The sequence below is a fragment of the Eubacterium sp. AF17-7 genome, assembly GCF_003461285.1.
In the GTDB taxonomy this organism is placed as follows: Bacteria; Bacillota; Clostridia; order Lachnospirales; family Lachnospiraceae; genus Eubacterium_U; species Eubacterium_U album.
Genome location: NZ_QTWU01000001.1, coordinates 189564 through 203415, shown reverse-complemented (window position 1 = coordinate 203415; position 13852 = coordinate 189564). Strand labels below are relative to the sequence as shown.

The window sequence follows — 13852 nt, the reverse complement described above, 5'->3', positions numbered from 1 at the left end:
TTCCTTTCTAATTCCCTAATCCATAAATATAGCGATTGAATTCTCTGTAATAATCATTTCTTGCAGATAAAGGAACATTTGCTGCGTCAAACATTCTTTCCGACAAAGCTTGTGCTTCTTGCGGTGACACACTTGTCCAATCAACTTTTCCTCCTACTTTTTTACCAGTTCTCTCATACAACCAGTCTCTATATACTAATTTTGTAGTTGCATGCTGTTCGGGTGTTAATGCTATTGTTGTAGATTTACTTGCCCTTGATTTATATCCATCAATATTATTGGTTGCCCATACGTCTAAAACTCCATGATGATTTTCTAACCCAGAGGTTTTATCTCCATATTCAACAATATCAAACACTTGCGTCTTACCACCACTTAACCCATCTATTTTAACGGAACCGGTCTCGTCTACATAAAAGTTCTTTATTCCTGCCTTATTATTAACCAGAATCCTTCCTGCACCTGCAATGCCCTGTCCTATTCCATTAAGGAATGCTCCGTCTAACGCTCCTTTTCCGGCTGTCTTTATAGCATCCTTCCATGTCATCTGTTTTCCTGTAACATAACTGCCCACTGCATAGAAAGCCAGATTTACCGCTGCTCCTTCTCCCATTGCCATAGCCATTGTTAAGGCCGCTGCTCCCGGTGCAACTCCTGATGCAATTGCAATACCTGTACCTGCAATTGCTACCGCTGCCTTTACCGGAGCCGGTATTCTGTCTATCAGATTATTAAAATCATTCCACACATTAACCGTTGTTTCTGTAAATGTGTATATTCCTCCTATTGCCGCTTTTACAGCCGAACATGCTGCTTTTTCAAATGTTGATGTTGTAAAGCGTCCATTTAAGTCAACATTCATTACCGGGTTGTTCGAAGCATATGAATATTTATGTAATGTTTCCGGCATATATATGTTTCCGTTTTCTGGATCCATTGATGTAAATCTTTTTGTAAACGGATCATATTCTCTTGCACCTGCATTCCAAAATCCGGTTCCCTCATCATAAATATGTCCCGTATAACTCTTTGTAATATTAACTGTAGGCACTGACGCATTAACAGTTAAACCTGAATTTTCAGTTACATTTCCCCATGCATCATACTCCGTGCTAGCACAAACATTTCCTATTGAGTCAAACGCCCATCTTGTAGAGCCTATTATGTCTGTGCTTACACTATATGTCTCATGAGTCTTTTTGTAAAGTATGTTTGTATCAACTGTAACATCTGTTTTTTTATTGTCACATCCATATGCATAATCAATTGTTACTCCATTGTTTTTTATTTCTGATAAAACTGTCGGGTTCTTTTCCGTATAGTCGTAAATATACTGTGTCTCTGTTGATGTCTTATTTGTCAACGACTGAACCACATTTGCTTCTTTTATTAAATTTCCGGAACCATCATATTCATAGTTACTTGTGATATCTTTGATTCCATTTGTATTAACATTTTTGAAAGCTGTCTTAATCTGTCCATTTTCATTATATGTTGCACTAAATTTCGCAATAACACTTGATTTATAATCATTTATTGATGCGAGATTACCATGACTGTCATATGAATACTTTATTCCTTTAATTAGTCCGGAAGCATCTATATCATTATCATTATATTTCTCTATTAACTGATTCAAATGATTATATTTGCAATATGTTTTATACGAATCTTTTGTTTCTGATATTAAGTTGCCAAAACCATCATATTCATATTTTGTTGTTGATTCTTTCCCATCTGAAATAATTGTTTCTTTGGTTAATTTGTTTTCAACATCATATTCATATTTTGTTTCCTTTGTTTTTTCTGTATATCTACCTGACTCTTTATGATTTATAATATTTCCATTAGCATCGTATTCATAGTTGTCAATCAGATAAGCTCTTATTCCCTCTGTAGCATACACCTTAACGAGATTATGTGAGTTGTCATACTTATATGTTTCACCAACACCATTTGATGACTTTTCTGTTATATTATTTAAATAATCATATGTAAAATATGTTGACTTGTTATCATTTTTTAAAGAAATAATATTTCCATTTCCATCGTACTCATATGATACAACCTTTCCATCAGAATATGTTATTTTACTTTTATTTCCATCAGCATCATATTCGTATGACACATGCTTTCCATTCTGATTTGTATTAACAATTCTGTCAAGGTTATCTCTATCAAACGACACCTCGTTGTTTGGTGTAATCATTGAAATTAAGTTGCCGTCCTTGTCATAACAATAAGTTATAGTATCCTGACCTTCTGTTTTTTCAATAACATTATTATCTAAATCATATTTATATGTCTTATTAGGTGCTTTTGCATCATTTGGTGAATCACTTACACTTATAAGATTATTCATGCAATCATATTTATAGTAAGTGTATATATATTTTTTATCTTCTCCAAGACTTACGCCTTCTCTAGTACAATTACCATTAGCATCGTAACTATAGTTAGTCAAATGACTCTCTCCTGTTTTGGCATCACATTCTTCCTTAACTGTCAAATTGTTATTTTCATCATAACTATAACAGTTAAAGTTTCCATCCGGTTTCGTTACTTTAACAAGATTTCCATTATAACTGTATGAATATAAAGTCTTATTTCCATTCTTATCCTTATAAGATGTAACATCTCCATTCCCGTTATATGTAAACGACTCTTCTGTCCCATCGTCATAAGTAATTTTACTTAGATTGTCCCCCTTATCATATGAATATATTTCACTGTATTTTGCCTTACCATTTTTTGATGTTTTAACCATTTTTGTGATTTGGTTTGTTGCACTATATTCATATGTATACACAGTTCCATTGCTGTCTATTTTCTTTATCAAATTTCCAGCATTATCATAACTATATGTTTCAAGTAATTTTCCGTTAGATTCCTTTTTACTTAAAAGATTCAAATAGTTATATTCCATTGATACATAGTTACCTTTTGCATCAACAATCTTAGTATTATTTCCATTTAAATCATACTCATATTTTGTCGTATGACCTTCTGAATCTACATATTTTGTAATATTACCACTTGCATCGTATTCCCATTTGCAAATTTTACCGCTACTTTCTTTTTGTTCAATAACATTATTCATTGAATCATATACAAAAGTAATCTCATTATTATTTGCCTCTACTTTTTTTATAATGTTACCATTTCCATCGTAGCTATATCTTGTAACATTTCCATTTCCATCTTTATAAGCAGTAACATCTCCACGCTTATTATATTCATATGATGTTTCATTACCTAATCCATCTGTTATGGTTTTCACATTACCTGCTTTATCGTATGTATAGTGTCCCAACTCGACTGTCGACTTGGACTCACTATCCTTAGCCTTTTCGCTAATTAAACGTCCTGCTTTATCATACTCATATAAATAATCAGCATACGGTAAATAATTTTCACCCTTTCCCTCGGCGTATGTCATTTTTTTAACTTTACCAACTGCATCATATTCGTATTTTTCAGAATAATTGTTTGGTTTACATTCAAATGTAAGATTGTCATCACAATCATATTCATATAATGAAACTTCGCCATTTGCATCCGTTTTACTTACCAATCGGCTTTGCTCATCATAGACATATTTTTCCTCATATCCTCTTTCATTCTTTAATGAAACAAGATTATTGTTTCCATCATATGTGTATGTAATTGTTCCGGCATCTATTGTCCCATTCTGTTTTGTTACAGTTGCAAGATTTCCTGCCTTATCATATGTATATAATACTTTATCACTTCCCTTTGCACTATTATTAGCATTTGTAAAGCTTGTCACTCTACCGGCGAAATCATAAGTATATAATATTTTCGATACTTTATCATTTTCTTTTGAATTATCTACTTTTTCAATGGCAATCACATTATTACAATTATCATATGTATATTTTGTTATGCACTTATCTGTTTCTAGTTTCTTTAATCTATTATCTCCATCATATGTATAAACAGTAACGTTGTTGTTAAAATCCGTCTCTGTAATTAAATTGCCATTACTATCATAGTTATATGTTTTTCTGTTACCTTCTTCATCAATTTCAGCCAATACCTTGCCAGTTCCATCATATTCATATGAATAGCTATTTCCGTTAGCATCTTTCTTTGATATTAACCAACCATTGTCATCATATATATATGTATCTTTATTTTCATAAGGATCTGATATTGACTTAAGTCTCCCTTTCTTATCATAGGAATACATCCATATATTATCATTTTCATCAACTCTTGATGTCACATTTCCGTAAGAATCATATGTGTATTTCACTTTATTACCAAGCGCATCTGTTTCTGATGTAACATTTCCCATTTTATCATAAACATACTTTGTTTCATAACCGGCTTTTGATTTAACTGTTGTTATCTTGCTCTGTGCATTATATGTTGTTTTTTCAGAATTGCCACAAGTATCTACAGTTTCTGTTATAAATCCATTTTTGTTTACTTTATATTTAATAGTATTTTTGTTTTCATCAGATTCACTTAAAACTTTACCTGCTCTCGAATATGTATACTCTTTTGCATTACCATCATTATCAGTTTCTTTGACAGTCCTCCCAAAATCATCATATGTATATCTGATAACGTTTCCATTACCGTCCGTCTTTGTTGCCACCAATCCTGCTTTGTTATAAGTATATTTAATAACGATGCCTTCACTTGTTTTTTCTTTAACCAGATTTCCTTTTACATCATACTCATAAGATATGCTATTATTATTAGCATCTATGAGTTTAAGTAAAAGTCCTTCATTTGAATAAACATATTTCTGCATTTCACCATTTCTGTTTGTATATGATGTCATCAAATTATTTTGATAAGTATACTCTTCATATGTTCCATCCTGATATACCATTTTTACAATATTTCCGTTATTATCATATGCTGTATATACAATACCATCTGAATCTTTTGCTCCTACAACTTTTCCATATCCATTATATGTATATTCAGTTATATCACCTGCAATTTCGCGAATGATTGCTCCATTTTCATCATATTCAACAGTATTTTTATATCCATTATCCCCTTTACATATATTTCTATATTTTTCATCATCATAAGTATATGTGAATGTTCCTTCATCCTTTGATACCTGACTAGTCACTCTACACTTTCTATCATAAATATTTTTTATAGTTTCAACGTTTTCAAAATCTTTTATACTAATAAGATTATAATTATCATCATAACTAAATGACATAGTATCTTTATCAAGATTTGTAACTGTATCTAGATTATCCCCATTATAAGTGAATGTGATATTTTCTCCATTGATGTTAATCGTTTTAATATGATTTTCTATTTTTTTCGGAGTGACTTTTATTTTATTTGCATCCCATTCAATTTTTGCAGGATCATAATTCTTAATAATATCCTCTAATGAATTTGTGTTACTCTTACCCACTTCTTCATTATCGCCATTATATCCTGTGCTTTCCCAAATAAATTTCATCTCGCCTGCATCACTTGATACATTTTCCAACAATCCGTTATTATATGTTAATACAGTCTCCCAACCATCACTCTCTATAATAGAAATCAACTTACCATTACAATCAAATTTTAATTTATTTGCTACATCAGTTAATATATATTCTTTATTATTCTTTTTAAGCGTTTTTCCACACATACCATAAGATTCATATATTCCATTATCGTTTGGATTAAAAAATATATATTTTTCTCCATTTGGATAACTAACAGTTATTTCATCGTTTTCACTATCATCTGTTAGTACATAATCATATGTTGATGACCATCCTATGCCAAGTCCATTATCAACTTTTCTTCTGGAATCATAATTTCTTTCAAATGTTAATTCATGTCTTCCCCTTGCAATTATATCTGTATATTTATATGTAAATCCACCAGTATACAAATTTACTGGTTCTCCTACATAATGTTCAATTGAATTTTTCCAAATATTCCAATCATTATCATAATCCGGAACCTCTATAATTTCATACGAAGTGCTTCTAAATGTTGTACTTGAACCTTCTAAAACTCTTGTCACAATACCACTTAAATATGATTTTAATTTAGAGAATTCAATAGTTGTTACATATGTAATTGTAAATGATTCTTCTGGTAATAAACGTTCACAAAAAATACCATTTTTTCCTTCTATTTTCTCTACTGGATGGTTTACTACTTTATGTGTCGTATCATACTCTTCTAAATATATTGTTCCATCAATAGCCTTTTGTTCTTCCCTATCAAAGAAAAACTTCAATCCATATAAAGTTTTATCTGAAACATTTGTATATGTCATTCTAATAGGATATGCTTTTCCGGAAAATGCAATAGAATTAGCTGCAATCTTCAGTTCCAAAGCTGCCTCTCCTGTTACATGAAGAATGTCTTGAGATTCAAACTGATGAATAAATTCATATGGTTCCGTCTCGCCTGTCCCATCATCCATCTTTCCGGTTACAATCGTCGACACCTTATAATCTCCGTTTTTCTCCCCTCTTACATACCAATCAGCACAAGCCTCACTAGATTTATCAATCCTTCCAATTTTTTTAATTGCTTCATTAGATTTTCCTTCAATCATTTTTGCAAGTGCTAATCCATCCGGCAGACATAATTTTGCTTCGCAATCAGTAATAAATTCCTGTGTTGAAGTATTAAACACCACTAATTGCACATGAAACATATCACACAAATATTTAGTAGTTCCATCAACAATTAAGAAAAAGACTGAATTTCCTTTTATATATGTATTGATTTTAAATTCTCCGGAAGTAGTTTCTGATTTTGCTTTAATTTTTATGTCACCTGAAACCTCTTCTGAATAAATTTCCCAACTACGCACATCTGATGTTTGAGATGCTTTAGGACCAAATACTAAAGTTACTTCATACTTGTTAATCCTTTGGTTATCATCACAGTCCATGTCAATTCCTGCTTCTTTAATCTCTCCATATGTCATTTCAGAAGCAGTAACTTTACCTTTTACTGTATCATTAGTGCTAAGATATAATACTATTTCCTTATCCTCTTCACCCATTATCACTTTTGACTGACGTGGCAAATACCTTTCATTTTTATCCTCTGCATATACACTATATGATTCTCCAGGTAATAAATAAACTTCTAATATACCTGTTTTATTAGAATTTTTCCAAATTGCTTCATTATTGTCATTTAACACATATATGTCAACTCCCGTAAGCAATTCACCTGTTTCCGTCGATTCAACCCTTACTTTTAATTTTCTATATGTATCAGAGCCCTCTACTTCTATCTCCTGTACAGCAGTATTTGTTCTTCCTTTTTCATCTGTAATTGTTAATATAACAACATAAGTTCCCGGCAAATAATATTTATGTGTTGCTTCTAAGCTGCCAGATTTCTTTCCATCCCCAAAATCCCATGAGTATTTAAGATTTTCTTTATCAGTATGATCATCATAAGATTCAGCAGCTGAAAAGTTTACTGTCTCACCTACTTCAAACTTTTCCTTATCTAATGTAATAATCGCTGTCGGTTCTGCATTAAACTCTCCAAGATTTATAATTTTTACTGTATTATCATTTGATGTAGTAAATAAATAATCTATTTTTTCATTTGGATAATATCCATCAGGATATTTATCTAATGTTACTGAATAATCTCCTTTTTGCAAACGTACAATTTCGAGTATGCCATCTTCATTTGTAGCCCCCGTAATTCCCATTTTATATTTTCTTCCATTAATTACTTTCCAAAGAGTAAAATTCACTCCTTCTATAGGTTGATTATTATTGTCAACACACTTAATATTCTGTGTATTAATTTCACTAACTAATCCAATTCTGTTTCCACTGGCTGTAATATTATCCTGCTTATCGTCTGTTACTGATGATAATTTCCATATAGCTTCTGTAGCATTTATATAAGCATCTGCCTCTGATTCTTCCGTCTCATATTGCGCAATAGCTCTAAATTCATCTCCAATTATCTCCTCTACAACAATATCTATAGGATACATAAGTTTTTCTTTAACGGTAACTATTTTACCTTCTCCAAGCATAATCTGATCCTGAATGTTTGCTAAGCTATATACCTCTAATGTGCCATTATTATAAATTCCGTTTCCATATGTAACCTTATTAACATTCTTATCATTACTATTCCTAGCCTTATTATCAAAAATAGATACTTTTTTTAATATTGTATTACCCTGATTATTAATTGCACCACCCATATCATTATTGTTCCCACTAAACGTTCCTTCTTCAACAATAAGTGTTGCTGTACTATCAACAAAAAATGCACACATTGAATTACCGCTAAATTCATTTGAATTTACTTCAATATCCTTGCCAAATTTTTCACTATCTATCTTTCCTTCTTTAACAATAACCGAAGCATTCTTTTCAATCTTAATATCGTTCCTGTTATTAACAAACTTTACACCAGCCATAACTGCTCTTTTTCTTACTAAAATATTTGTCCAACCATATCTTACATATTCCTTTTCAAATGATGTATTTATAATCTCACCATAATCAAATGCTAATGTACTTGTTCCGTAATGAGAACCATTATGATAAAACTTTGAATTTTTAATATATAATTTTTCTGCATCTATCGCTTCACCATATGAATATATCTCACTAATATCACAATTATTCATTGTGAATTCCTTGGCTCTTGCAACTCTTATTACAACATTACTAATATTTACATCACTTACTTCCAATAAATCATTAGAATAGAAAACACATCCTACTCCAATATCATACCACCCTCTAACATTTGAAACTGTTCCACCAGTTATATTGCCCTTATTATATACTCTGATCAGAGCATTGCTTGCATAAATCCCCTGATTATCACATTCTGTAATTCCAGAGTTCTTATCCATTTCTAACGCACCATTATTCAATTCAAAAATAGATTTATCATCATTTACTGAAAAATTCCTAAATATTGTATTATTTAGAACTACCTTTCCTTTTACAATAATAAAGCTCTTGTTCGCCGCATATTTATTTTCATATTTTACTTTTCCATCTTCCTGTGTAGTTTTAACTCTATTTCCTTCTACATCAATATTTTGAAATGTTAAATTTGCTGTTTCCGGTACTGTGAAAAACGTATCTGACTTTGTTGTATTACATGTAAAACTTATCACAACTTTATTTTCATCATTCGAACTAATTGTCATATGTTGATTTTCTGAAAGTGTTACACTCCCACCAAATTCAATATTTCTTTTCAGATAAATTACCGGATTTTCATCTCCATCTTCTGTTGCCTTATTTACAGCTTCCTCAATTGTGTCATAAGAAGTATTGTTATACATAATCGGTCCTGAGACTATATCTGCGAATACAGATAAATTGATACTTGTTGTCATAATTGCAAATATAAGAATAAATGCAATCATTTTCTTAAATAATTTGTTCATACTTTTTTACAGAATATTAGAATTTTTTCATTATAAATATTTTCTTAAGTTTTTACTACTACTCATACCAATAACTAAAGAAAACAAATTTGAAAATGGTTAAAACCCCTCTATCCCATCTTCTCCTTTTTTCTTTTTTGTTTAAACATTATCGTTTAACTATTTTGTATAGTAATACATTGTTTATGTTTTGTCTACATATTTTTTATATTAATAAATTTTTAATATTGTATCAATATATTTATATACAACTCCGATTACTTTATATATTTATTTATAGATGCAAATCTAACAATTATTTATTATATAAAAGACGTCATCCTTACAATTTTCATTGTAAGAACAACGTCTTTTATTTCTATTTCCGTTTACAGTTTATTAATTTCTTACCACTTAAGATCAATGATTAATCCTGTTGGATTTGTGTAATGTAATAATGTGCTGTGGTCATTTACATCATCATAGCAGAAGCCATATGCAAGTCTGTCAAATGAATGATTGTGGAAGAATCCTGAATAGAAGTTTGAATTGCTATTCTTATAGTAAGCACTTTCATTATCATAATTTTCAGGTTCTGTTGCAACACCTCTGTTAAATGCTGCGCAAAGCTGTGCTTCGATAACTAATTCTGTTGAGTTACCTCTTGCCATGTTGCCTTTTCCTTCTAATACATCCTGAGTTGTTGGCTTGTAAATTGTGTATGTTCCACCAACACCGTCTTTTGTAAATACCATTGTATCTCCATGTACACGTCCTCTGAATGTTCCGGCATCACATGAGAATACTAAATCCTGTGTAGAATATTTTGACCAGAATTTATTGATATAGTTATCAAAATAATTTGAATACTGCTTTCCTTCGTTGAATGTAAGTTTACATGGTGCCATAATTCTCTTGTCTGTAAGTAATGTCTGGAATGCTGCAGGTACTTCATTTTTAAATGCTGCAAACATTTCTGCTCTTGTTCCTAAATCACCTACTGTCTTATCGTAAACATCTGCATCACCAGGGAAGTTGTTCCATCCGCCTTCACCAATTAATCTTGTAGCCATTGGGAAGCTGTAGAAATCTACTCTTGATGTGTTGCCCCAGTATTCTTTGTTTGTAATTGTAAATTCAATAAATTCAAATAATACATCTGCATTAGGGTCTGATGCATTGTTAAGGTCAGGTCCTGCAAATCCCATATTTCCATCTGCACCCTGGTTAATTGTAATATAAACAGGTGAACCATAGCTTAAGTACATTCTTCCTGATTCAATGTCAGGCATATAAACATAATCTTTCTGAGCTAATGTGTTGCAGATATTTGCACACATTCTGTCTCCCTTTTTAACTGTATTCATTGATAAGCTTACAGGAATTAAATTTCCATTTGTATCAACATAACATAATTCATGTGTTTTTGGATTCTTTCCAAGTATGCACCAATAAACCTGATCATCTGAATACTGACCTTTTGTCTTATTGTTCATCTGGAAATACATTCTGTCTTCGTTTGCTTTTAAGTCTGCTCTTGTTTCAGGAATTGCTTCACTGTATGTTGGTTTTTCAGCCGGAGCTGTTGTAGCAATTTCAGTTAAACCGTTAACTGTTACTGTTACGCTTACTTTTGCTGATTCTTTTCCATCTTTATATGTAGCAACTGAAACTGTGTGTGTTCCTGCTACGATATTTTTAAACTTGTATGAGCCACATCCAACTTTCTTTGCAACTCTTGTATCATCTACATATACATTGTATGAGTTAATTTTTCCATATCCCCATACTACTGTAATCTGATTATTTACAGGTGATGAAGCGACCAAACCAAATGGTGCAGGAAGACTTGAGTCAACCCCAATTGCTTCTGTTGTCTGTGGTGCCTTTGTTGTAGTTTCAGGTGCCTTTGTTGTCTGTGGTGCCTTTGTTGTCTGTGGTACCTTTGTTGTTTCTGGTGCTTTTGTTGTTGGGGCAACTGCTGACTGTGCAACATTTACTGTCATTGTAGTCTGTGCTGATTCATTTCCGTTCTTTGTTGTAGTAATTGCTACTGTATGACTTCCTGCTGCATATCCTTCATATACATAATATCCGCAACCTACAGCTGATGCTACTCTCTTACCATCAATGTAAACATTGTATGAGTCAATATTTCCTCTTCCCCATACTACACTGATTTTTCCTGCTTCAGGATTTCCTACTACTAATCCAAATGGTGCTTCAATATTTGATGTAGGTGCCTTTGTTGTCTGTGGCGCCTTTGTTGTTGTTTCAGGTGCCTTTGTTGTCTGTGGCGCTTTTGTTGTTGTTTCAGGTGCCTTTGTTGTTGGGGCAATAACATTTACGCTAGCTGTTGCAGCTGCTGATTCTTTATTACCACTTACTGTAGTAACTTTTACTGTATGAGTTCCTACTGCATATCCTTTATAAACATAATATCCACATCCCAACTTGCTTCCTACTAATGCATTGTCAATGTAAACATTATATGAGTCAACGTTTCCTCTTCCCCATACTACACTGATTTCTCCATTTGCAGGACTTGCAACTACTAAACCAAATGGTGCTTCAATACTTGTATCTGTTACAGGAGCTGATCCTGTTGTGTATGTCATCATTGATGAATCATACTGAAGTCCACCTTTGTTATATGTAAATGAGCAATCGATTTTATCACCTTTTTTAACATTGTTGATATCGTATTCGAAATATGAACCCTTAGCGTTCATTCCAATGTTAACCTGCTCTCCATCGTTAACTTTGTAATGAATAATTACATAAGCTGCCGGATTTGTTGGTGTAAATGTGATTCTGCAAAGACTGTCTGATACGTCCGTTGCTGTTACAGAATAGTCTTCTGCGCTTCCAATAGTTGATGCTGCTGCTTTTGCATTTGTACCCTTTGAAAATGAAATTGAAGATACAAGCATAGCAACTGCTAAGACTGCAACCATGATTCTCTTGAATCCTGGCGCAAAACGGTTCAATGTTCTCATAAAACCCTCCTAAAAATATTTTTACTTTTTTGTGATATCGCTTTCCAATCGCGATAAGTACTTTTTCTTATATACTATTTTTACCTTTTTATTTTACTAAAAAAAAGGGTTCAAATTTTATTATGGTAACATTATTTTTTAATTTCTTTTCTATTTTTGGCATTTATTGTATTTTGTTGTTTTCAATTTTGTTTTTTATTGAATTTTTCGCGTAATTTTTTATTGGATTTTACTAAATAATTTCTCTAAACAAAAATATTTTTATTCACTTTCGCCTATAATTTATGTTACTTATTATTTTTACGTACAATATACATTGGTCATATTTAGATTTTACTTTGACTGTTTATAATTTCTTCTATATGTAAATACTATCAATAAAATATTTAAACTAATGTTCTCTTATTAATTACATAAATTTTGCTAATTAATTTGCAATTTCTTTTTAAATATTTTAAATCAGATTTTCCGGAGGTTTATATGTACGCAATTATAGATATAGGTTCAAATACAATACGAATGGTTTTATATAAAGTAATAAACAATGAGATTCAGCAAATGCTTAATTCTAAAATTCCTGCCGGGCTTGCCGGTTATATTGACAATAACAATATGCTTTCGAAAAAAGGTATTTTAAAAGCCATTGAAGCTTTAAGCAAATTTGAAACCATTTTGGAAAGTGTGGATGTAAAAGAAGTTCACGCATTTGCAACCGCTTCATTACGAAATATCAGTAACTCAGAAGAAGTTTTAGCTGAAATAAAAAAACATTGTAGTTTTGATATTGAAATCATTTCCGGCAAAGAAGAAGCTTTGTACGACTACTATGGTACAATGAAAAGCATTTCATCCGGAAACGGCTTATTAGTTGATGTAGGTGGAGGAAGTACTGAACTTGTTTATTTTGAAAACGGCACATTATTGTCTACATGTTCAATACCTGTTGGTTCATTAAATATGTACACAAATTATGTTGAAGATATCATTCCTACTAAATCAGAATTAAAAAACATCAACGACCATGTTAATGAAATCCTTAACACGCTACCCCTTTCGCCTGAAACTGTTAACTCAACCGTTTTATTCGGAGTAGGTGGTTCTGCACGTGCCTGTTGTAAATTAAGTGATGAACTTTTCAACGAAAACTCAGGCTATACAGGCTTTGAATGCAAACGATTAAATAAAATTTTGAAATTAGCAAAGAAGGACAAACCTAAATTGGTATCCGCAATCATTAAGGCAACTCCCGGACGTATCCACACTATAATTCCCGGAATTGCAATAATCAATTCAGTTGCAAAACATTATGGATGCACTAATTTTACCGTTAGCCCATATGGTGTACGCGAAGGCTATCTTCTAAATATACTAGAAAGTAAAAATTTGTAAGTAATTACACTTTTACGTGTAGGCTGTGTATCAATTTGCAAAAAAATGCTTACGAGCCTACCACCTGCAG

The 13852-nt window shown here is 31.8% G+C and carries 3 protein-coding genes; 1 reads left to right on the top strand and 2 read right to left on the bottom strand.

Annotated elements, in window-relative coordinates:
* Window positions 1–7: 7 nt before the first annotated feature.
* Together DWW96_RS00790 and DWW96_RS00785 are read right to left on the bottom strand one after the other, a co-directional pair.
* Window positions 8–9415, bottom strand: a complete 9408-nt coding sequence (locus DWW96_RS00790) for a PKD domain-containing protein (RefSeq protein ID WP_117908395.1) — start codon at window positions 9413–9415, stop codon at window positions 8–10.
* 386 nt (window positions 9416–9801) lie between these two features.
* Window positions 9802–12393, bottom strand: a complete 2592-nt coding sequence (locus DWW96_RS00785) for a beta-1,3-glucanase family protein (RefSeq protein WP_117908393.1) — start codon at window positions 12391–12393, stop codon at window positions 9802–9804.
* Window positions 12394–12873: 480 nt separating this feature from the next.
* Here DWW96_RS00785 and DWW96_RS00780 point away from each other — a divergent pair, with 480 nt between their 5' ends.
* Window positions 12874–13782, top strand: coding sequence for a phosphatase (locus DWW96_RS00780; RefSeq protein WP_117908391.1), 909 nt, complete (start codon window positions 12874–12876; stop codon window positions 13780–13782).
* Window positions 13783–13852: the final 70 nt, after the last annotated feature.

Bases quoted from the DNA above. Each gene is read 5' to 3' on its own strand.
- DWW96_RS00790 (WP_117908395.1), bottom strand. From the start codon at position 9,415: ATGAACAAATTATTTAAGAAAATGATTGCATTTATTCTTATATTTGCA.
- DWW96_RS00785 (WP_117908393.1), bottom strand. From the start codon at position 12,393: ATGAGAACATTGAACCGTTTTGCGCCAGGATTCAAGAGAATCATGGTT.
- DWW96_RS00780 (WP_117908391.1), top strand. From the start codon at position 12,874: ATGTACGCAATTATAGATATAGGTTCAAATACAATACGAATGGTTTTA.